Source organism: Paraglaciecola aestuariivivens (assembly GCF_052983255.1).
In genome coordinates, this window is the sequence record NZ_JBRKBA010000007.1 from 1 (window position 1) to 22,385 (window position 22,385).

Annotated in this window: 22 protein-coding genes; 9 read left to right on the plus strand and 13 right to left on the minus strand. The window is 41.1% G+C overall.

Annotated elements, in window-relative coordinates:
* Nucleotides 1-92, plus strand: a 92-nt coding sequence (locus ACVCDT_RS11565) for an IS3 family transposase (RefSeq protein WP_447133087.1), incomplete at its 5' end; no start/stop codon positions are given.
* 79 nt (nt 93-171) lie between these two features.
* Here ACVCDT_RS11565 and ACVCDT_RS11570 read toward each other — a convergent pair.
* A complete protein-coding gene (locus ACVCDT_RS11570) occupies nt 172-804 on the minus strand; it encodes a response regulator (protein ID WP_447132944.1) in 633 nt (210 codons plus the stop codon).
* Between the two features lie 121 nt (nt 805-925).
* Complete coding sequence (gene acs, locus ACVCDT_RS11575; RefSeq protein WP_447132945.1) at nt 926-2,869, minus strand: acetate--CoA ligase; 1,944 nt, start codon at nt 2,867-2,869, stop codon at nt 926-928.
* Between the two features lie 152 nt (nt 2,870-3,021).
* Between acs and cmoA the strand changes: the two genes are divergently transcribed.
* Nucleotides 3,022-3,753, plus strand: coding sequence for a carboxy-S-adenosyl-L-methionine synthase CmoA (cmoA, locus tag ACVCDT_RS11580; RefSeq protein WP_447132946.1), 732 nt, complete (start codon nt 3,022-3,024; stop codon nt 3,751-3,753).
* A 71-nt stretch (nt 3,754-3,824) separates the two neighbouring features.
* Nucleotides 3,825-4,796: a tRNA 5-methoxyuridine(34)/uridine 5-oxyacetic acid(34) synthase CmoB gene (gene cmoB / locus ACVCDT_RS11585; protein ID WP_447132947.1), complete on the plus strand. Its 972-nt coding sequence runs from the start codon at nt 3,825-3,827 to the stop codon at nt 4,794-4,796.
* Here the strand turns inward: cmoB and alr are convergent.
* Nucleotides 4,777-5,895 (minus strand): alanine racemase, encoded by a 1,119-nt coding sequence (gene alr, locus ACVCDT_RS11590; RefSeq protein WP_447132948.1) that lies wholly within the window; start codon nt 5,893-5,895, stop codon nt 4,777-4,779. The two genes, cmoB and alr, sit on opposite strands and share 20 nt — an antisense overlap.
* Before the next feature lie 31 nt (nt 5,896-5,926).
* Nucleotides 5,927-6,796, minus strand: coding sequence for an aminotransferase class IV (locus ACVCDT_RS11595; RefSeq protein ID WP_447132949.1), 870 nt, complete (start codon nt 6,794-6,796; stop codon nt 5,927-5,929).
* A 115-nt stretch (nt 6,797-6,911) separates the two neighbouring features.
* Between ACVCDT_RS11595 and ACVCDT_RS11600 the strand changes: the two genes are divergently transcribed.
* Together ACVCDT_RS11600 and ACVCDT_RS11605 are read left to right on the plus strand one after the other, a co-directional pair.
* Nucleotides 6,912-7,805, plus strand: a complete 894-nt coding sequence (locus ACVCDT_RS11600) for a CvfB family protein (protein ID WP_447132950.1) — start codon at nt 6,912-6,914, stop codon at nt 7,803-7,805.
* The gene (locus ACVCDT_RS11605; RefSeq protein WP_447132951.1) at nt 7,802-8,197 is read left to right on the plus strand and encodes an OsmC family protein; all 396 of its coding nucleotides are present in this window, start codon (nt 7,802-7,804) and stop codon (nt 8,195-8,197) included. The genes ACVCDT_RS11600 and ACVCDT_RS11605 overlap by 4 nt, the downstream gene beginning before the upstream one ends.
* A gap of 112 nt (nt 8,198-8,309) precedes the next feature.
* Here ACVCDT_RS11605 and ACVCDT_RS11610 read toward each other — a convergent pair whose 3' ends face one another.
* Together ACVCDT_RS11610 and ACVCDT_RS11615 are read right to left on the minus strand one after the other, a co-directional pair.
* Nucleotides 8,310-9,548 (minus strand): cystathionine gamma-synthase family protein, encoded by a 1,239-nt coding sequence (locus ACVCDT_RS11610; protein WP_447132952.1) that lies wholly within the window; start codon nt 9,546-9,548, stop codon nt 8,310-8,312.
* Nucleotides 9,545-10,177 (minus strand): 1-acyl-sn-glycerol-3-phosphate acyltransferase, encoded by a 633-nt coding sequence (locus ACVCDT_RS11615; protein WP_447132953.1) that lies wholly within the window; start codon nt 10,175-10,177, stop codon nt 9,545-9,547. Before ACVCDT_RS11615 ends, ACVCDT_RS11610 begins: the two co-directional genes overlap by 4 nt.
* A gap of 137 nt (nt 10,178-10,314) precedes the next feature.
* On the opposite strand from ACVCDT_RS11615, the gene ACVCDT_RS11620 reads away from it, so the two are divergent.
* From ACVCDT_RS11620 to ACVCDT_RS11635, 4 genes are all read left to right on the plus strand, one after another.
* Nucleotides 10,315-11,571: a S1C family serine protease gene (locus ACVCDT_RS11620; protein WP_447132954.1), complete on the plus strand. Its 1,257-nt coding sequence runs from the start codon at nt 10,315-10,317 to the stop codon at nt 11,569-11,571.
* Nucleotides 11,562-12,527, plus strand: a complete 966-nt coding sequence (locus ACVCDT_RS11625; RefSeq protein ID WP_447132955.1) for an FHA domain-containing protein — start codon at nt 11,562-11,564, stop codon at nt 12,525-12,527. Before ACVCDT_RS11620 ends, ACVCDT_RS11625 begins: the two co-directional genes overlap by 10 nt.
* Before the next feature lie 9 nt (nt 12,528-12,536).
* Nucleotides 12,537-13,298: an NRDE family protein gene (locus ACVCDT_RS11630; RefSeq protein ID WP_447132956.1), complete on the plus strand. Its 762-nt coding sequence runs from the start codon at nt 12,537-12,539 to the stop codon at nt 13,296-13,298.
* A gap of 84 nt (nt 13,299-13,382) precedes the next feature.
* Nucleotides 13,383-14,573 carry an amino acid aminotransferase gene (locus ACVCDT_RS11635; protein WP_447132957.1) on the plus strand — a complete coding sequence of 397 codons (1,191 nt, stop codon included), beginning with the start codon at nt 13,383-13,385 and terminating at the stop codon, nt 14,571-14,573.
* Nucleotides 14,574-14,642: 69 nt separating this feature from the next.
* On the opposite strand, the gene ACVCDT_RS11640 is transcribed toward ACVCDT_RS11635, so the two are convergent.
* The 7 genes from ACVCDT_RS11640 to bioB all read right to left on the minus strand — a co-directional run bounded on the left by ACVCDT_RS11640 (nt 14,643) and on the right by bioB (nt 22,363).
* The gene (locus ACVCDT_RS11640) at nt 14,643-14,939 is read right to left on the minus strand and encodes an integration host factor subunit alpha (protein ID WP_447132958.1); all 297 of its coding nucleotides are present in this window, start codon (nt 14,937-14,939) and stop codon (nt 14,643-14,645) included.
* A 4-nt stretch (nt 14,940-14,943) separates the two neighbouring features.
* Complete coding sequence (gene pheT / locus ACVCDT_RS11645) at nt 14,944-17,328, minus strand: phenylalanine--tRNA ligase subunit beta (protein ID WP_447132959.1); 2,385 nt, start codon at nt 17,326-17,328, stop codon at nt 14,944-14,946.
* Between the two features lie 14 nt (nt 17,329-17,342).
* Complete coding sequence (pheS, locus tag ACVCDT_RS11650; protein WP_447132960.1) at nt 17,343-18,323, minus strand: phenylalanine--tRNA ligase subunit alpha; 981 nt, start codon at nt 18,321-18,323, stop codon at nt 17,343-17,345.
* 235 nt (nt 18,324-18,558) lie between these two features.
* A complete protein-coding gene (bioD, locus tag ACVCDT_RS11655) occupies nt 18,559-19,266 on the minus strand; it encodes a dethiobiotin synthase (protein WP_447132961.1) in 708 nt (235 codons plus the stop codon).
* Nucleotides 19,267-19,275: 9 nt separating this feature from the next.
* The gene (bioC, locus tag ACVCDT_RS11660) at nt 19,276-20,085 is read right to left on the minus strand and encodes a malonyl-ACP O-methyltransferase BioC (RefSeq protein WP_447132962.1); all 810 of its coding nucleotides are present in this window, start codon (nt 20,083-20,085) and stop codon (nt 19,276-19,278) included.
* Nucleotides 20,082-21,269: an aminotransferase class I/II-fold pyridoxal phosphate-dependent enzyme gene (locus tag ACVCDT_RS11665; protein ID WP_447132963.1), complete on the minus strand. Its 1,188-nt coding sequence runs from the start codon at nt 21,267-21,269 to the stop codon at nt 20,082-20,084. Before ACVCDT_RS11665 ends, bioC begins: the two co-directional genes overlap by 4 nt.
* On the minus strand, nt 21,269-22,363 hold the full coding sequence (gene bioB / locus ACVCDT_RS11670) for a biotin synthase BioB (protein WP_447132964.1): 1,095 nt from the start codon (nt 22,361-22,363) through the stop codon (nt 21,269-21,271). Before bioB ends, ACVCDT_RS11665 begins: the two co-directional genes overlap by 1 nt.
* Between the last annotated feature and the right edge of the window lie 22 nt (nt 22,364-22,385).

The following is a 22,385-nucleotide window of genomic DNA, read 5'->3' on the forward strand; positions in this document are numbered from 1 at the left end:
ATATAAAATATTACAATCACAAACGAATTAAGCTGAAACTAAAAGGCCTGAGTCCGATAGCATATCGAAATCAGGCCTTGGTAGCCGCTTAGAAATGAGTCCAACTTTACGGGGTCACTTCATTTAACAGGGCTTTTTTTTAGCATTAGGTGACTCAAATCAGCTAAAACATTACTCGATGTTAAGGTTATTTAATAACAACACAGCTTGAGTACGAGTGTTCACTTTTAACTTCCTAAAAATGGCACTGATGTGTGCTTTAACTGTTGCTTCGGTAATGTCTAAATCAAAGGCAATCTGTTTATTCAGTAAACCATTTTGAATGAGTTTTAATACCTTAAACTGCTTAGGGGTTAACTCCCCCACTAATTTAGCAATATCACCGGCTGTATTATCTTCAGTTGTTTCGATTGACGAGCCCTCTGGTACCCAATTTTCGCCGCGCATAATTTGTTTTAAGGCATTAGCGATAAGGTGAGATGGAGTCGACTTTGGAATAAAGCCTTTAGCGCCTAAGCTCATGACTTTAGTGACCACAGAATTTCCTTCATTAGCAGAAATCACTACTACAGGTACCTCTGGAAATTCTTGGGTAACATGGATCAAGCCATAAAAATTATCACAATCAGGCATATTAAGGTCTAATAAGACTAAATCTAGATCTTGATTCTCTTGCAAGGCAGACATAGTACTTTGCAAATTATCAGCTTGAATAATTGAGACTTGTTCAAATAATGGATGCAGTGCAGCAATTAGCGCATCTCTAAAAAGAGGATGATCATCTGCAATCAAAAACTTTGACACTAAAAACCTCGTTAGCTAAACCATATTAAGCTAAGACTAATACTTTAGTATTAGTCTTTGAAGGCTTAATTGATATTTAATCAATATTTCTTACAACCAAAGCGACTTTTATGCAAAGTCGCTACTTATTTAGACGATTCTGAATTAATAAGTCCACAACACTGGGATCTGCTAAGGTCGAGGTATCCCCTAATTGCTCATGCTCATTACAGGCAATTTTTCGCAAAATTCTGCGCATAATTTTGCCAGAGCGGGTTTTGGGTAAACCTGTGGTCCACTGAATTAAATCTGGAGATGCTATGGGACTCAGGTCTTCTCTCACCCAGTTTTTAATTTGTAGGCTTAACTCTTCAGACACTGCCACCCCATCATTAGGTAATAAATACACATAAATACCTTGACCTTTTATTGGGTGTGGATAGCCTATTACCGCAGCTTCTGCTACCGATGGGTGGGCCACCAAGGAACTTTCTATTTCTGCCGTACCTAGTCTATGACCTGACACATTTAACACATCGTCTACTCGTCCAGTGATCCAGTAATAGCCATCTTCATCACGTTTTGCGCCATCACCAGCAAAATACAAACCATCGTAGGTACTAAAATAAGTTTGTTCAAAACGATTATGGTCACCCCATAAGGTTCGAGCTTGACCAGGCCAAGAGCCAGTGATCACTAAATTGCCTTCGGCGGCACCAGACAGCACTTCTCCTTCGTTCGATACTAATGCCGGTTTTACCCCAAAAAATGGACGCGTGGCTGAGCCTGGTTTTAATGCTGTGGCATAGGGTAAAGGAGTGATCATGATTCCACCTGTTTCTGTTTGCCACCAGGTATCGACTATTGGACATTGTGCATTGCCAATTTTTTGATAGTACCACTGCCAAGCTTCTGGATTAATCGGCTCACCTACACTGCCTAATACACGTAAGCTCGATCTGTGGCTGCCAGCTGTGGGTTCGTCGCCTTTTGCCATAAGTGCACGAATGGCGGTGGGCGCAGTATATAAAATCGATACTTGGTGTTTATCAACTATTTGCCCCATTCGACTGGCATCAGGGTAAGTTGGTACTCCTTCAAACATTAAGGTGGTGGCCCCATTGGCTAATGGCCCATAAATAATATAAGTGTGACCCGTGATCCATCCTACATCAGCTGCACACCAATAGATGTCATCGGGTTGATAATCAAAAACATAATGGTGCGTAAGCGCCGCATAAACTAAATATCCTCCAGTGGTATGTACTACCCCTTTAGGTTTGCCAGTGGAGCCTGAGGTATACAAAATAAACAAAGGGTCTTCGGCATTCATTACAGTAGGAGCACAATCAGGCGCGGATGCTTGAGTAAGCTCATGCCACCAAACATCCCGTGGCGCATGCCAATTGCATTGACCAGAGGTTAATTGGAAACACACTACATTTTTAACGCTGGAGGTTTTAGGATCTTCAAGCGCTTTATCAACATTGGCTTTTAAAGGAATAAGGCCTCCACCACGGCGACCTTCATTTGCAGTCATGACCACTTTTGCCTGACAATCAACAATTCTATCGGCAATGGCATTAGGCGAAAACCCGCCAAATACCACTGAGTGTACAGCGCCAATTCTGGCACAAGCTAACATGGCATATGCTGCTTCAGGGATCATTGGCATATAAATAATGACCCTATCGCCTTTTTCTACACCTAATGATTTAAGCCCGTTAGCCACTTGGCAAACTTGATCATGTAATTCTTGATAGCTAATTTTCTGTTGCTGATTAGGATCATCGCCCTCCCAAATAATGGCAGTACGCTCAGGATCACTTGCTAAATGTCGGTCAATACAGTTGTAACTGGCGTTTAGCTGACCATCTTCGAACCATTTAATCTCAGTATGCTTAGCAGAAAAGGTAAAGTCCGATACCTTAGTAAAAGGGGTTATCCAATCTATTCTTTTACTCTGCTGGCGCCAAAATTCATCTGGATCATTCATTGACCATTGATATAAACGTTCATATTCGGCATTGTCGGCGTGAGTTTTATGAGTTGAATTTTTGGCTACTGGGTAGACATTTTCTGACATGTTGAGCGATCCCTTACACTTTAATTAATAGCAACATAAATGTTCAATGCTATAAGGTATAAGAGCCAAAACCTGTTGGCAAGAAAGGAAATTGATTGCATGGCATTGCACAGGTAGAATTGCGCCAAATTTTAAATAAGAGCCAGATCTTAATGCAAGGTCATAAAGACACCATATATTCTCAACCTCAGCAAGTTACCGATTTTAGTTTTGATCAGTCTGTAGCAGAAGTGTTCCCCGATATGATCCAACGTTCGGTACCTGGGTACAACACTATAGTTGATACTATTGGACAAATTTGTGGGCGTTACGCGCAAGCTAACACTCAAGTTTATGATCTAGGCTGCTCATTAGGCGCAGTCAGCTTAGCGGCTAGCAAATACATTAATAAAGCTGATTGCCAAATCATTGCAGTAGACAACTCTGTCGCCATGACCCAAAGGTGTGAATTACACCTGCAATCTTATAAAGCCCCTACCCCTATACAGGTAGTGTGTGACGATATTCAAAATATTCACATTGAAAATGCCAGTGCTGTGGTGATGAATTTTACCTTACAATTTATTCCTTTGGCACAGCGCCATGCCATATTACAAAAGATTTTTGACGGTTTAAATTCAGGAGGGGTGTTGTGTTTATCTGAAAAACTCAATCACCCCACTGAGCAAGGTAATGAATTAGTCATTGATTTGCACCACGAATTTAAACGCAGAAATGGGTATAGCGAATTAGAAATTAGCCAAAAACGCTCTGCCCTAGAAGATGTAATGCGCCCGGAAAGTTTTGCAGACCATAAACAAAGGTTACAAAAAATTGGTTTTAACGATCTGATCCCTTGGTTTAGGTGCTTTAATTTTGCTTCTATGGTTGCCATAAAAGCTTAAATTTACCTTAGATGTGGTCTAAATAAAACGCCTGTCTGGGCAACAAATTTTAAATAAAAATAGGAGGTCCTTTGGCTGTCACTTGGTTTAATGACTTTTACAAACAGATTGCTAATTCACCTTTAAGCCATTGGTTAGAAGTGTTGCCAGCGCAAATAGCCACTTGGCAAAAAGAACAACTACATGGTGATTTTAATAAGTGGGTTAAATTATTAAACAAACTACCCAGCACAGCGCCCTCAACTATCGATTTAAAAGATAAGGTGGCCATGGGTCAAGCGTCAGACATTAGTGAATATACCCAAAAACAAATTATTGGCCTGCTTAAACAGTTTATGCCTTGGCGCAAAGGGCCATTTTATATTCATGATATTCATTTAGATACAGAATGGCGCTCAGATTGGAAATGGCAAAGGGTTTTGCCTCATATCCATAACCTAAAAGACAGGTATGTATTGGATGTGGGCTGCGGCAGTGGCTACCATATGTGGAGAATGCTAGGTGAGCAAGCCAAGTTAGTTGTAGGCGCCGATCCTTCACAGCTATTTTTAATGCAGTTTCAGGCCATCAAACATTTTCATCCGCACCCTGATATTCACTTATTACCTATAGGGGTTGAACAACTTCCTGAACTTAAGGCCTTTGACACAGTGTTTTCTATGGGCGTGCTATATCACAGGCGTAGCCCTATCGACTTTTTATATCAACTTAAAAGTCAATTAAGGCCAGGTGGTCAACTGGTTTTAGAAACCTTAGTAGTAGAAGGCGATGAGCAAAGTGTGTTAATGCCCAAAGATCGTTATGCACAAATGCGTAACGTTTGGTATTTACCTAGTACCGATGCCCTTAGTTTATGGATGCAAAGAGTAGGATTTAAAAATATTCGCTTGGTTGACCTTGCTGTCACAACTTTAGAAGAACAACGCCATACTGAATGGATGGACAGTCAATCACTACAAGACTTTCTTGATCCTAATGATCGAACTAAAACCATTGAAGGCTATCCCGCCCCACTAAGAGCGGTCATGATAGCTGAGGTTTAGGCTGATTGATAAAATGCCGAGCCGCACGGCTTGGCATACGAGTAACTAATTCATAGCCTATAGTGTCTGCGAATTTTGCCACCCTATCTGCAGATAATTCTTTACCCCACAATACCACCCTGTCGCCAATCTTGACCTTAGTTAATTGAGTGACTTCAATAGAAATCAGATCCATTGATACTCTGCCCACTAAAGGCACTAACTGGCCATTGATCCAGACTGGTGTTCCCGATTTAGCATTGCGCGGGTAACCATCACCGTAACCTACAGCTACAGTGGCAATCAGCGCATCGGATTTTGCTTGCCAGGTACAGCCATAACCCACGCTTTGACCAGCTTTAACTTTACGTAAGGCAATCACCTCGGACTCAAAGTTCATTGCAGGAACAAGCTGTTCAGTCATCGCCAAATCTTGGGTAAATGGGCTAAGACCATACAACATTATGCCAGGACGTACCCAGTCTCTGTGAGTAGTGGGCCAAGCCAATATGGCCGCAGAATTGGCTAAGCTCACCTGACAATCTGCCTGAGATAACTGGTTAATCTCTTGCTCAACTCCCTCAAAAGCAGTCAATTGTTTTAAGGTAAAGTCCCCTTCTAAGTCGTCGGCATGGGCAAAATGGCTCATCAGTTTAATGCCGTTAGTCTTATCTGATTTTTGCAACTGCTGGTAAAAACTAGCAGCCTGGTCGCATGGCAGACCTAGCCTATGCATACCAGTATCAAACTTTAACCAAAGCTTTAAACTACTGGTGAGGGGAGTCTCAAGTAACTGCTTAATTTGTTCCTGACTATGCAGCACTATTTCAAAATTTTGTTGTGCTGCAAGCTGTAACTCTTCTGCTTGAAAACAGCCTTCTAACAATAATATGGGCTGGTTGATCCCGCCTTTTCGCAAGGCTAAGGCTTCTTCTAAACAAGAAACCGTGAACATTCTTACTTGTGAGCTTAATGCTTTGGCCACTTGTAGCGCATTGTGACCATAGGCATTAGCTTTAACCACCGCCATAATGTTGGCATTAGGTGCAAGTTTTTTCACCTGTTCAAGATTTGAACCTATGGCGGCAAGATCGATAATAACGTGAGCAGGTCGTGACATAATTAAACTAGAGCAATCCTTTTTATAGTTATTAATATTTGTGCTTGTTGGCTGAATATAAGGTTTGCGCAAACAACCAAATATCTCCCACTTTACCATTGCCAACCGCTTTATTATCCAGCTCTATCACCGGACCAATTTCTTTACTTGAGCTTGTGATCCACAACTCATCTGCCGCTCGCACTTCACTCATACTCACTACCCGCTCTTCTACTTGCAGCGTGCCATCTTGGCGCAAAATGTCTAATAGCATGTTGCGCGTAATTCCAGGCAAAATTTGGTGGTCGAGAGGGGGCGTTATCACCACTTCATTTTTAACGATAAATACATTACAGGCGCTGGCTTCTGTTAATTGCTCTTGGGCATTATATAAAATTGTTTCATTCACCCCTGCATCTTGTCCTTGTTGAAAATGCATAACATTGCCTAACAAAGAGGTAGACTTAATATGACAGCGTTTCCAACGTAAATCCTCAGCACTCTTCACACGGTAAGTTTTAACTTGTTGTTTATCGGCTTTGTTAGCAGCCTCAATGGCAAAAGAATAAGCAAATACAGTGGGAGAAATATTCTGCGGATAGGCATGAAAACGTTTTACATCTGCGCCACGGCTGACATGAAAATATAAACCTAAATTACCCCCGCCGTTTTGTTCTATTAGGGTATTGGCAATAGTACGCCATTGTTCAATTTGCATATCAAGCTCAATGCCAATCGCCGCTAAGCCCTTAGTCATACGCTCCATATGCAATCTAAACCCAACGGCTTTACCTGCGTAAGTTGGCACAACTTCGTAAATGCCGTCTCCAAACAAAAAACCTCTGTCCATAGGAGATATTTTGGCTTCTGAAATGGGCATAAATTCACCATTTAAGAAGACAATATTGTTGGTATCAGTCATAGCTTGGCAACTAATTAGTGCAGTGAATGGGGCTAGATTATGCCACGAAAAAAAACCGACAATACATAAAATATTGATTGTTTTTATACTTCTTAGACATAGGGTCGGTTACACTATGACTATTATTTTGTATCAGAAAAACAAACACATGTATCAAGTTGGAAAATTTCATCAGCTAGAAGTGGTAAAAGAAGTGCCTTTTGGCTTTTACCTTGAGGCTGGCAACTTAGGCCAAATTTTATTGCCTAGCAAAAACGCTCCTTTAGATTGCAAAATCGGCGATCAAGTACGGGCTTTTATTTATCACGATAGCGACGACCGCATTATAGCAACGACTAAACGCCCTAAAGTCACAGTCGATCATTGTGCCTTTTTAAAAGTTGTGAGCATCACCAAAGTCGGCGCATTTTTAGATTGGGGCTTAGAAAAAGATTTACTGGTGCCTTTTAACGAGCAAGATGCCCCTATGTCTGAAGGGCTATCCTATGTGGTTTATGTATTCTGTGATGAAGAAACCGGCCGTTTGGCTGCATCAACTAAGTTAAAAGACTTTTTATATGAAGAGTCTTGTGAAGAAGGCGGAACATTTGAACCCAAACAACAAGTTGAATTATTAATTTGCGGCAAAACCGATATGGGTTACAAAGCTGTAATTAATGGCTCGCACTTAGGATTAATTTTTAAAGATGAAGTGTTTCAACCCATTAAAGTTGGGCACTCTTTAACAGGTTATATAAAACGCATTCGAGAAGATGGCAAGATAGATTTATGTTTTCAATTTCATGATCCTAGCGCCAGAAATAGCCTAGAAGAGCAAATTATCGAAGACTTAATTGCCCATGGCGGCTTGTCGAGTTTAACCGATAAAAGCTCAGCGCAAGAAATCAGCAAACGATTTAATGTTAGCAAAAATGCCTATAAAAAAGCCTTAGGCTCCTTGTATAAACAAAAACGTATATTAATCGATAAAACCAAAATCACTTTAGTAGAACAGACAAAAACATCATGAAAGCAACTGTAAACTGGCAGCAAGACCTAACCTTTTCTTGTAACACCGACACTGGACATCAATTAATTTTAGACGGCGATGGCAAAACTATGACCCCCATGGAGTCGGTTTTGTTATCTGCTGGGGCATGCTCATCTATTGATGTTGTTGATATCTTAAAAAAATCGCGCAAGCAGGTAGAAGATTGTGTTTGCCAATTAGAGGCAACTCGTGCCGAACAAGCGCCTAGATTTTTTACTGCTATACACGCCCATTATCAGGTAAAAGGCGCAGATCTAACTGAAAAAGGTGTGGCTAGAGCCGTACAGCTTTCGGCTGAAAAATATTGCTCTGTGATGCTGATGTTAGCAGGCAAGGTTGAAATCACTACTAGCTTTGAAATCATTAAGTAAATAGCATTTATCTAACAAACAAGCTAACCCTCGACTTTGCTTAAACCAACAGGCTGAATATTTTTCAGCCTTTGGTTTAATCGAGTTTTTGCTGCTCTAACTATGCAATGGTTTAAAATTTCGCAAAGGCTTGTTCGAAGTCGGCGATTAAATCTAGGCAATCTTCTATGCCAATAGATAAACGTAACATATTGTCGTTAATGCCCATTTGTTGTCTTTGCTGCGCGCTATTCTCAAAATAAATCGTTGAGGCTACTGGTAAAGCTAAGGTGCGATTATCGCCTAAGTGAGTAGCACATATAACTAAGTTAAGTTGATTTAAAAAGGCAATAGGATCAATTCCAGCAGCCAAGTCTAGACTGACAATGCCAGCATAGTTGTCAAATAACTTGGTAGCTAATTCGTGCTGAGGATGATGCGCTAAACCTGGATAATAAACCCTGGCTACCTTTTTGTGTGCCTGTAAAAATTCAGACAGCTGCTGTGCATTGGCGGCCATTTTTTGCTGACGCAAGACTAAGGTTTCTAATCCTATTGAAATGGCATGTGCAGAATCTGGGGATAAGGTGCCCCCCATATCGCGTAAGCCCCTTTTGCGAATTTGGGTTAAGCCCCACTGTTTAACATCATTACCACGGTAAATTGGCAAAATATTGTCAAAGCTTGCCCAGTCAAACAGCCCGGTATCTATCACCACCCCTCCCAATACATTGCCATGTCCGGCAATATATTTAGTGAGAGAACTAATAGTCAGAGAAGCGTGAACAGATTTAGGCTCAAAAATGCTAAAAGGTGTGGTGGTATTATCTATTATGTATAACAAATTTTGGGCCTGGCAAAACTCACCTATAGCCAACAAATCTGCTACCTGAGTAACTGGGTTAGCGATAGTTTCTAAAAATACTGCTTTAGTATTTTTCTGTAGTGCCGCTTTTACATTTTGTACTTCAGTCACATCAACAAAACTAAGTTCGACTCCTAAATTTTGTAAGGTTTCACACAAGCTGCGGGTATTACCAAACAAGAAGTGACTCATAATGAGGTGATCACCGGCTCTAAATAAACTTAAAAAGCTAGCTGTAATGGCGGCCATACCAGTAGCAAAGGTCACTGCCCCTACTCCACCTTCTAAATAATTTAAGATGTTTTGTAGGGCAACATTTGAGCCTGAAGACGAGCGAGAATATACATGGCCAGCTTTTTTACCTTGAAAAACATCCACCAAATCTTGTGCGTCTTTAAATTCAAATAACACAGAGTTACTGCTTGCTTGGTGTACGGCTCCATGTTGCGGCGCGTTTAATAACCTGTCTGCATGCACTAACTGGGTGGTAAAACCTTTATTTTTCAATCTTTTTCTCCACTTGAGGGGACCACTTCCGTAATTGTTTTTTCTGGGTATTTACCTTCAATATCTTGAAAGTATTGATAGATTTTATTCATCTCATCTTGAATATTGTCGCTGATATTCAGCATAGGTCCAAACTCGATTCGTTTTTTCTTATAATTAATTGCCACTAAAAAAACCGGTACCTGTGCTTGATGGGCTATATGCAAGAAACCGCTTTTCCAAGGCGAAATAGGACTGCGTGTACCCTCTGGTGATAAGGCTAATATCATTTGCTCGGCTTCACGCATTTTTTCTGCCATAGCGCTTACTACACCATGTGCTTGACTACGTTTAATTGGAATGCCACCTAAGCGTTTTAGCAGGTAACCAAAAGGAGGGATAAAAATACTGTCTTTACCAAAAAACGAAATTTTAAGACCTAGATTAAACTTAACCGCTAACCCAATAACAAAATCCCAGTTTGATGTATGAGGCGCTACCGCAATGATCATCTTTTTAGCACAGGGAAACTCACCATGATATTGCCAGCCTAATAAATTTAAAACAGTCGTACCTAACCAGTGACTAAATTTATTCCCACTTTGAGGAATTTGTTTACAAAGAATTGGGGTATTTATTCTTTCGGGCATTTCATTCTTAGCTTGTGCAATTTAAACTAGCTGAATGTTCGCTTATGCAAGTGAATTTGTCGAGTGTAAACAAAATGTTAACTGACTCGTTAGGCTATTTTTTAGCCTCTGTCTAATTTGCCATTAGGATCTTAATATTGAGAATTTTATTAGTTTTACTGTTGTTTAGCAGTGCCATAGTTCAGGCACAACAAACTGCGCAAAGTTTATTTGGCCAGTACCGAAGTGCACTATATCAGGTGAAAATTATCGAGTTAGAGTCTGGCAACAAGTCTTCAATTGGATCTGGCTTTCAAATTGACGCGTCGGGAAATTTGATCACCAACTACCATGTCATTTCTGAATACGTTTACAACCCTGACAAATATAGAATGCAATATATGGCGCATGATGGCTCAGAAGGCGAATTAACACTAGTAGATGTGGATGTGGTTAACGATCTGGCTATGGTTAGAAAACAGTCGCTTTGGCCACAAGAAGTGGCTTTTCCTGTAGCCGATAGCCTACCAGAGCAAGGCAGCACTATTTATTCTTTAGGCAACCCCTTAGATTTAGGCATGATAGTAGTGCCTGGCACCTTTAATGGTTTAAAGAAAAACAGTTTTTATCAACGAATTCATTTTACTGGCTCGATTAATCCTGGCATGAGTGGTGGCCCAGTGTTAAATGAACTTGGGCAGGTTATGGGTGTGAATGTAGCAACCGCTGGCAATCAAATTGGTTTTTTAATTCCTTTAGCTAAAGTACAAGCTTTGCTTAAGACTAAAGATCAAAGCCCATTAACCCACGAACAGTTTAAACCCCGCATTCAAAGCCAACTACTGGCTAATCAAGCAAAACTATTTGCATTATTAAATTCTCAAAAATGGCAAGCAGGCCCCTTAGGTGACGCCATGATCCCCAGCAAGATTGCTGAGTTCTTTTCTTGTTGGGGTGGCTCTAATACTAACGATCAAGATGCCCTTTATTTGTCGGTTGAAAATCGTTGCCGGATAGATGAACAAATATTTTTACACAATGGCTTAACCACTGGTGGGCTAGAAATAGAATTTGAATGGTTAGACGGAGAGCCATTAGGGGAACATAGATTTTATAATTTTTACACTAATAGTATTACTGGCGCAGGTCCGGGTAATAAAGCCGGCAAAACAGATGTGACTAATTATAACTGCCAACAAGATCAGGTAATAAACGAACAAGGTGTAACCCTTAAAACGCTGCTATGCGTAAGAGCATATAAAGAATTCGATAAACTCTATGATGTACTGTTTGTTGGCGCCACCTTAGATCACTACAAGCAGGGATTAATCAGTCACTACACTTTAGCCGGTGTAAGCAAAGAATCAGCCCTTACTTTTACCCTGAAATTTATGGACTCACTAACATGGCAATAGTTTTAGAGCTGCTTTCGCGCAAAAACATCCCAATCAAACACTACAAATTTGAACAAGACTATGTGTGTGTAGGTCGCGATTTTAATAATGATCTTCGATTAGACGATCCCTACGTTTGCCCAAGTCATATGTTAGTGGCTATAGATCCAGAGTCTGGTCAGTTAATAGTTAATGATTGTCAATCGACTAACGGCATTAAGGTCAATAATAAATTTGTCCGCCAAGCAACCTTAAATTCCCATGACATCATTAAAATTGGGCGCACGCGATTACGTATTATCGATACTAAAGTTGCGTTACCCGATGCTATACCCTTAAGCGAATTAGAAGAAAAATTAAGTTGGCTTAATCACAGCTTTTTAGCCGTTACTTTAGCTTGCTGCTGTTTAGCTATGCTGCTTTATTCCCGTTATCTTGACAGCATAGAGACGTTTAATTTAGCCAAAGCGCTGCCCGCAGAACTAGGCAAACTCGCTGTGTTCTGTCTGTGGCCATTAATTTTTGCGATTTTAGCCAAAATAGTGAAAAAAGAGAGTCACATAGTCAGTCAGTTTAGTCTCACTTGGCTAGTGATATTATTTGCCAATGGGATTATTTTTTTACAAAAGTTCACCGTATTTAATCTGCATCCCGGAGCTTGGTTAGCTTGGGTAGAACTAATAGTATTGACCCTTATTGTTGGGGGATTTATTTGGTTAAGTTTGTTTATTGCTTTTCACCAAACAACCCGAAGACGCAATATTATTGCCAGTGTGATGACCAGTGTATTAATTGCCCCAATCTATGTATTAGGCTTTTTAACCGAGGCAGACTTTAAAGCGCGCCCCACTTATAACGGCATAATGTTACCGCCGGCCTATAATCTTAGTTCGCCCATTGAAAGCCATAGGTTTATTGCCCGCTCTAACACTTTGTTTACTCAAGTTGATGAGCAAAAAAGCAAAGCCCTTAAATAAGCTTTTGTAATGTGTATATTATTTGTAGCGATTAATCAGCATAAGGACTTTCCTGTGATTATCGCTGCAAATCGTGATGAGTTTTTTAAGCGCGATACTGCGCCTTCGCATTTTTGGCCCGAACATCAAGATGTTTTAGCCGGCAGAGATCTACAAGCTGGCGGAACTTGGATGGGAATCAATAAACAAGGCTACTTGGCAGCGCTAACCAATATTCGTGACCCACATAAGCTTGATGCGAATGCCCGTACACGCGGGGAATTAGTCAGCCAATATATAAAGCAACCCAAGCAAGATTATCAAACACAGCTAAGCAGCACACGGCAGCACTACAATGGGTATAATTTATTGTTTGGCCCTTGGCATAAACTAGCGGTTTACAACAACCATTTAAATAGTCTGCAATATCTTACAGACGGCTACTATGGGTTATCTAACGCCAGTTTAAATAGTCCTTGGCCGAAAGTAAGTCGCGGAGTCAATAAACTAAAAAACTACTGCCAAAGCAACCAAGTTGTACAACATCAGGACTTATTTACCTTATTAAAAGACAAGCAACAAGCTCCTGATCATAGTTTGCCTAATACAGGTGTCCCCTTAGATTGGGAGCGTAACTTGTCATCTATTTTTATTACAGGTGAAACCTATGGCACCCGCTCTTCTACGGTTTTAACTATTAGCCATCAAAATCAAGTTAGTTGGGAAGAGCGAAGCTATTCCAACACTGGCGACAGGCTATCCACTCAAAGCTTTCAGTTCAGCATAAATTAGAGCGAATTTAACTCGAATTTTATTATCTCGGTGGCATAATGAGCACAAATATTTGTGCATGCTTAACAATCTTTAAGGAACATCATGTTTGACCAATTACCGCAGCTGCCTGCCGATCCTATTTTAGGCTTATCTACCGCCTTTAAAGCCGACCCTAATCCACAAAAAATTGATTTAGGGGTTGGGGTATATAAAGACGAGTTAGGCAACACCCCAATATTAGATGCCGTAGCTAAAGCGCAACTTATCTTATTAGAACAAGAACAATCTAAAACCTATATTGCCCCGCAAGGTGTACCTGGTTTTATTGATGGCATGTTGCAACTTATGTTAGGTAAAGACAACCCGGCTTTGTTGGCTGACCGTATTGCTGCTGTGCAGGCACCTGGCGGTTGTGGAGCCTTGAGGATCTTATCTGAATTACTTAAGCGTTGTGATGAAAACCTAACGGTTTGGGTAAGTGATCCTACTTGGGCTAACCACATTCCACTTATTGGTAGTGCGGGCTTAACCATTAAAACTTATCCCTACTTTGACAAGTCTAAAGGACTGATCAACTTCGACGCTATGGCTGAGTGTTTAGCCCAAGTCAAACAAGGTGACGTGGTGTTATTACATGGATGCTGCCACAACCCTACTGGTGCAGATCTCACCAATGAACAGTGGAAAGTGGTTTTAGAACTAGCGCAAAAAACCGGCTTTGTACCTTTTATTGATACGGCTTATCAAGGTTTTGGCGATGGCTTAGACGAAGATGCTTATGGCATGCGTTTAATGGTCAACAATTTACCAGAAGTAGTGATAGCCGCTTCTTGTTCAAAAAACTTTGGTTTATACCGTGAACGTGTAGGTATTGCCGTAATGGTGACCAAAAATAGTCAAACTCGCCAAGCGATTCAATCGCAAATTCAAACCATTGCCCGAGGCATTTACTCTATGCCGCCATCATACGGTGGCGCCTTAGTAGATATTATTTTGAATGATGATGACTTGCGTAAGCAATGGATGGGTGAAGTTGAGTCTATGCGTACCCGCATGCAAGACTTACGAACTCTACTAGTAGATAAAATGGCCGAATATGGTGCCAATAAAGACTTTAGTTTTGTGAAGCAACAAAAAGGTATGTTTAGCTTTTTGTGTATCACTCCTGAGCAAGTGCAAGCTGTTCGCGCCAAGCACAGCGTGTATTTTGTTGATTCAAGTCGGGTGAATATTGCTGGGATCAGCAAAAACAACGTAGATACCTTAGCTAAGGCTTTAGTCTCAGTTCTTTAAGCTTAAAGTTTGGCTAAATAAAAACCCGGTATAAACCGGGTTTTTTAATGCTATTTAAAACTGATTAAGCTAATCGTTAGGCTTTGAGCTTTCTACTCGACTTTTGAGTTTTTGGCCCGGTCTAAATGTCACTACTCTTCTTGCTTTAATAGGAATATCTTCACCAGTTTTAGGATTTCTGCCTGGGCGTTCACTTTTTTGTCTTAAATCAAAATTACCAAAGCCAGATAACTTAACTTGTTCACCCGACTCTAGGGCTTCTCGCACTTCTTCAAAAAACGTTTCCACCAGATCTTTTGCATCACGCTTGTTGATCCCAAGTTTTTCAAATAAATGTTCTGCCATTTCGGCTTTGGTTAACGCCATACCGTCAATCCCTCAATGATGCACCAAACTCTTGTGCTAGAGCACTTAAAACTCTATCGACAATAGCCTGAATATCGTTTTCTTCTAATGTTTTGGTTTTGTCTTGCAAAATAAGTGAAATCGCTAAGCTTTTCTTACCTTGAGCAATTCCCTTACCCCTGTACACGTCGAACAAGTTTAGGCCAACTAATTGATTTTGGCCAAATTTTTCAATGAAATTCAAAATTTCACCTACTACTTTATCATCGTCTACTACGATTGCAATGTCACGTCGATTTGCAGGAAATTTTGATATTTCTTGTGCTTTAGGTAAGTTTTTCAACCCTAAGCTAGCTATTTCTAGCTCAAAAACAAAACTTCTGCCATTTAAACCTAAAACTTTTTCGTATTGAGGATGAACTGCGCCCATCATGCCTAACAATCTATCCCCTTGATAAATGCCGGCACTTTGCCCTGGATGTAAGGCATTATGCTCAATTCGCTCAAAACGATAATCGAGAATACCAGCGCAATTTAACAGCGCTTCAACATCGGCTTTAACGTCATAAAAGTCTATGGCACGACTGTTACTATCCCAATTTTCATCATTCACTAAGCCACATGCAGCACCACTTATTACTTGTTGTTGTTGCACCCCAGCTTTTTCTTGCGCATCAGGTATAAAACGTAAACCTGTTTCAAACAATCTTACTCGACCTTGTTGGCGCTTTTGGTTATAGGACATAGCTTGTAATAAGCCAGGCCATAAACTTACCCTCATACTCGACATGTCAATAGAAATAGGATGAGGTAATTGCAATGCATTTAGATCAGGGAAAAGCTTTGCTTGCACTTTTGGATCAACAAAAGAATAGGTAATGGCTTCTTGATAATCCCGTTCTACTAAGCTGTTTTTTAACTGGCTAGTTTGCACTTTTTGTTCTTGATGTTTAGACATCTTAAGACTTGCCACAGGTGCAACATTTGGAATTTGGTTGTATCCAAAGACACGGGCAATTTCTTCTATTAGGTCTTCTTCAATACTGATATCAAAACGATAAGGCGGCACTTCGATTTGCCAAATGTCGTCTTTAAAGTCTACGCCAAAGCCAAGTCGTTGAATAATATCTGTGACTTTTGCTGAATCAATCTCTATACCCAAAACTTTAGTTAAGCGTTGCTTGCGCAAACTTACTGAGCGATGACTAGGAAGATGCTGTTGATCTAGCGCCTCAACCACAGGGCCGGCTTCTCCGCCTACTATATCTAACAGCAACTGAGTGGCTCTTTCCATTGCCGTTGCTTGTAACTGGGGGTCGACACCGCGCTCATAACGATGTGAGGCATCGGTATGCAGTCCATACTGTCGAGCCTTACCCATAATGGCATCTGGTGCAAAAAACGCACTTTCTAAAAAGATATCTTTAGTTGTCTGGGTGACACCTGAATCTAAACCACCAAAGACCCCTGCCATAGCCAAGGCTTTTTCTTCATCAGCGATTAGTAGAGTATTGGCCTGCAACTTCACTTCATTGCCATCAAGTAAAGTTAACAATTCATCTTGTTTAGCTAAACGTACAATAATGTCGCCCTGCAACTTATCGTTGTCGAAGGCGTGCATAGGGTGGCCTAACTCAAGTAAAACGTAGTTAGTTACATCTACCACAGGATCAATGCTTCTGATCCCAGAGCGTCTAAGTTTTTCTACCATCCACAAAGGGGTTTGGGCATCTAACTTAATATTTTTGATCACTCGCCCTAAGTATTTAGGGCAAGACTCGGGCGCTTCTAGCACTATATTGCGAGTCTCTTGACTGCTAACACTTACCTTTGGCACCTCTAATTCTGTTACTGAGATTTGATTCAACACCCCCACTTCGCGGGCTAAGCCTTTAATGCCTAAACAATCTGCGCGGTTAGGGGTAAGGTCTACTTCAATCACCAAATCGTCTAATGCTAAATACTCACGAATATCTTGACCAATAGGGGCATCACTAGGCAGTTCTAAAATGCCATCGTGATCGTCAGACATACCTAGCTCTGAAAAACTACACAACATACCTAATGAAGGCTGCCCACGTAATTTAGCTTTTTTGATTTTAAAGTTGCCAGGTAACACAGCGCCAACTTTGGCTACAGCTACTTTTAAACCTTGGCGACAATTTGGTGCACCACAAACTATGTCTAATAGTTCGTCTTCACCTACATTGATTTTAGTTACACGTAATTTATCGGCGTCGGGGTGTTGTGCACATTCCACTACCTCACCCACTACTACACCAGAAAACTCGCCAGCAACAGCTTCGACTGCGTCTACTTCTAAGCCGGCCATACTTAATTGTTCAGATAATGCGTCTGTTGAAATCGACGGATTAACCCATTCTCTTAACCACTTTTCACTAAATTTCATAACTTGGCTCGACCTTAATTAAATTGCTTTAGAAAACGTAAGTCGTTTTCAAAAAAGGCACGTAAATCGTTCACTTCGTAGCGCAACATAGTTAAGCGCTCTACCCCCATTCCAAAAGCAAAGCCTGTGTATATTTCAGGATCAATGTTGACGGCTTTTAATACATTAGGGTGCACCATTCCACAGCCTAACACTTCTAACCACTTGCCATTTTTACCCATTACATCAACTTCGGCTGAGGGTTCAGTAAAAGGGAAATAAGAAGGTCTAAAACGTACCTGAAGATCTTGCTCAAAAAAGTTATTTAAGAAGTCATGCAATATGCCTTTTAATTCAGCAAAGCTAACGTTTTTGTCTACCATTAAGCCTTCAACCTGATGGAACATAGGTGTATGGGTTTGATCATAGTCATTTCGATAAACTCGCCCCGGCGAAATAATTCTAAGAGGAGGTTGCTCTACTTCCATAGTACGAATTTGTACCCCTGAAGTTTGGGTTCTTAACATCACATCAGGGTTAAAATAAAAGGTATCGTGATCAGCCCGGGCAGGATGATTAGCTGGAATATTTAACGCATCAAAGTTATGAAAGCCATCTTCAATTTCAGGGCCTGTTTTTACCTGAAAACCTAGTTCGTTAAAAAAACTTTCAATACGGTTAATGGTGCGGGTAACAGGATGCAGGCCAGCTCGTGATTGACCTCGACCAGGTAGAGACACATCAATACTTTCACTGGCTAGTTTTTGGTTTAACTCAAGGGTTCGCAACGCTTCACCACGAGCATGGATAAGCTGTTGGATCTGTTGTTTAGCCTGATTAATTTTTTGCCCTGCAGCGGGACGCTCTTCATTTGATAACTTTCCTAAGCCTTTAAGCAGCTCAGTCATGCGCCCTTTTTTGCCCATAAAATCTACACGCACAGCGTCTAGTGTTTGTGCATCTTGTGCAGCATTGATTTGTCTTTCTGCTTCACTGATTATGGCTTCAAGATCCATAGTATCCTCGGATTTGGATTTAAAATATCGCCTTTATTCAACAACTTGATTCAAGTCAAAGGCTAGTAAAAAATAGCCCGCAATTCTACACGAAAGCCCTATTCAGTGGCTAGACTCATTTGCCACAAATTAAATATTTTTCAACGATTTAGCCCAAACCATTGCAGATTTAGGCTAATTAAGAGGAATTTTAGTGGATAACACAGTGGCACCGCTGCTTTGCGGATAAATTTTACTACAAGTCTAACAATTGAAGATCTAGATGTTGGCTGACCTGATTTGGGTTTTCTAACCTGGGGATAGTGCCTAAAAATGGCGCATTGATTAAATGCTTGAGACTGTCGATATTTTCATCTAAATAGGGCATCTCTGTATCTAGCTGGTTGGCCACCCATCCAGCAATAGTTAACCCATCTTTACGAATACATTCAGCAGTGAGAACCGCATGGTTCAGACAACCTAAACGCATACCTACCACTAAAATAACCGATAAATTTAACTCAGCGGGAATTTCAGATAAAAAGCGTGATTTGCCGCTAAAATCTTGGCCAAGTGGTAAACGCCAGCCACCTGCCCCTTCAACAAGCAGCACTTCTGGTTTCTTTTGCAATAACTTATTGATCCCTTCACGAATGGTATCTACCGAGATGGGTTGCGCTTGCATTGCAGCTATATGTGGGGCAATGGGAGCTTCAAAAGCAATAGGATTAACTTCATCATAAGCCAGATCTAATGAGGAATTAGCCTGTAAGGCCAATGCATCTTCATTGCGCAAGCCGTTTTGTGTTTGTTCACAGCCAGCAGAGATTGGCTTATAGCCAGCGGTTAATTTGCCTTGGTTATTCAGCATTTTAAGAAGCCCCACGCTGACAAAAGTTTTGCCAACTTCAGTGTCGGTTCCAGTAATAAAAAATGCGCGTCTTTTTACCGATAAATGTCCCATGAATATCCTTTAATTATGCTGGCAAACTAAAAAGCAGACCTGATAAGTCAGCGGAAGTTGCGCACCTTGGGCAAAATGTTGCTGATAATGATTTTCTAGTTGCTGTAAATTTAATCGAGTTAGGCTTTTATTTTGTTGGGGTTCTTGACCTGCTTCTGCACCTATTAACACATTGGCACCGATAGACTTTATCGAGCTTAGCAATGGTCTTACCCCTGAATGCCAAGTCATATAACTTGATTGCTGCATTTGTACCTGCAAACCTTGGCTTTGCGCTGCTTGTAGCCATGCCCCAGCACTGGCAAACAAATTTGTGTGGCGTTGGCTATCTATCTGTTGCCAACTTTGATTAAGCTCAGTAAAAGAGCCGTCACACATGATTGCCAATACCGCCTGCCCCTCTTTGCTTAACACTCTTTTGACTTCTTGCATCACTTGATTTTGTTGGTTACACCATTGCAGCGCCATGGACGAAAACACCAGATCAACACTCTGATCAGCAATAGGCAAATGCTCTGCATCACCTTGCATCCAAACAATATTAGGATTAAGCATTAACGCCTGTTGTTTAGCATAACTAAGCATGCCAAAAGCTAAATCCATCGCCCATACCTGTTGGTATTTAGCCGCTAGCTTTTGGCTAATTCGGCCGGTACCACAGCCAATATCTAACACTCTGTTGGCCTGTTTGGGTAACAAAGACATAGCATCCTGAGCTATATCCAACTGCACCTCAGCCGCCGAGTCATAAGTGTTGGCAGCGCGACTAAATTGTCGTGCAATACGGTGCTTATTAAGTTGTGCAAAAGAAACCGTCATGTGTTGGCTTTTACCAAAACTAATTGCAATGCATCAATTAAAGCTTTGATATCAGCTTCATTGTGATTGCTACTTAGGGTAAGTCTTAATCTATCTGTATGTTTGGGCACAGTGGGATAACGTATAGCTGAAACCCAGATCCCCAACTTTTTCAATTCTTCACTGGCCTGTATTGCCTGCACCGGGTCGCCTACTAACAAAGGCTGAATAGCGCTATCAGAAGGCATAAGCGGCAATCCGGCTTGGCTGGCCAGGGTTTTAAATAATGCAATGCCTGCTGTTAGCTTTTGCCTATTCTCACTTATGCTAGTTGAGTCTAGACTCTGCAAAGTGGCATAAGCTTGGGCGGCAGGCATGGCAGTGCTATAAATATAATGACGAGCAAAGTTGATTAAATAATCAATAAAATCATGGCTACCAGCCACAAAGGCACCAGCAGTGCCAACCGCTTTACCAAAAGTTCCCATTACTATAGGCACCTGCTCTTGGCTCAGGCAGTGTTCTTCAACAACGCCCATACCATTGGCGCCTAATACCCCAAAACCATGAGCATCATCAAGCATCAGCCAGGCATTATGTTCGGCGCACAGAGGTTGGATCTGGGCTAAATCGGCCCTATCGCCATCCATGCTAAACACGCTTTCGGTGGCAACCAAAATATGCTTTTTGCGACTTGTTTGTTTTACCAGTAACTGCTTTAAATGAGCGACTTGATTGTGATTAAAACGAGAAAAGTCTATGCCGCTCGATTGAGCCCCCTCAATAAAAGAAGCATGCATTAACTTGTCGGCAATAATTGCCCCGTCTTTTTGCACATTGACTTGATTAAACAGCGCTTGGCAAATCGCCTGATTGGCTGCAAACCCCGAATTAAATAACAGCACTTTTTCACGCTTAAGCTTGCTGGCTAAATAGTTTTCTAGTGCTTGGTGGGCTGACGTATAGCCCGTTACTAGAGGCGAAGCCCCACTGCCCGCACCAAATTCTGTTAGACCGTCTAGCCAGGCCTGAGCAACAACTTGTGAACGGCGCATGCCTAAATAATCATTGGTTGAAAAATTTAGATAGTGCTGGCCATCTACTTCTATTAACGGCCCCGAAGCTGAGGAGATGGTTGTTCTGCTGCGTAGCAATCCCTCAGCACGTCGCTGTTGCAAACTTTGTTGAATAAAATCAAAAGCCATTACAAATTAGCGTTAGCCGCCTGCTTTTTGCTTGCGTCGTAAAACAAACTTGGTTCGCTGTTATCTTCTATTTCTTCTAACAAGGCCGCTTCATGGGCTTCGTCTGAATATTCGCGACTCTGCCTAGCATTGATCCCCAATTTTTTAAATAACATCACATCTTCATGGGTTTCTGGGTTTGAAGTAGTTAACAATTTGCAACCATAAAAAATAGAATTTGCCCCAGCCATAAAACACATGGCCTGCATTTGTTCGTTCATTGCTTCTCGACCTGCAGATAAGCGCACGTAAGACTTAGGCATCATTATTCTTGCAACCGCAATAGTGCGAATAAAAGCGAAATAATCTAAGTCTTCGACATTTTCCATAGGCGTACCTTTAACTTTTACTAACATGTTAATAGGTACACTTTCAGGGTGATGCTCTAGGTTGGCTAATTGCATTAACAAACTTGAGCGATCTTTTGCGGTTTCTCCCATACCTACTATGCCGCCTGAACATACATTCATGCCCGCTTCACGGACATTATCTAAAGTGTTCAATCGATCTTGATAGGTACGAGTGGTAATGATGTCGCCATAAAACTCTGGAGAAGTGTCGAGATTGTGATTGTAGTAATCTAAGCCTGCTTGTTTTAAGGCTAACGCTTGATCACGAGACAACATGCCTAATGTCATGCAGGTTTCTAAACCTAACTTTTTCACTTCTTTAACCATTTCAGTCACATATGGCATGTCTCTTTCTTTAGGATTACGCCAGGCTGCGCCCATACAAAACCGAGTTGAACCGGCTTGTTTAGCTTCACGTGCCCTTTGGATGACTTTTTCAACTTCCATTAAGCGCTCTTTTTCTAGCCCAGTATCGTAGCGCGCACTTTGTGGACAGTATTTACAATCTTCAGGGCAAGCACCGGTTTTAATAGATAATAAAGTGCTTACTTGTACATGATTAGGATCAAAGTTGGCTCTGTGTACCGTTTGTGCCTGAAACATCAGATCGTTAAAAGGTAAGTTAAATAACTGATTAACCTCTTCAATGGTCCAATCGTGACGAATGGGTGAAGGGGAAGTTGCAGACGAGACGTTTAACGACATAAAAAGACCTTGAATGATTAGA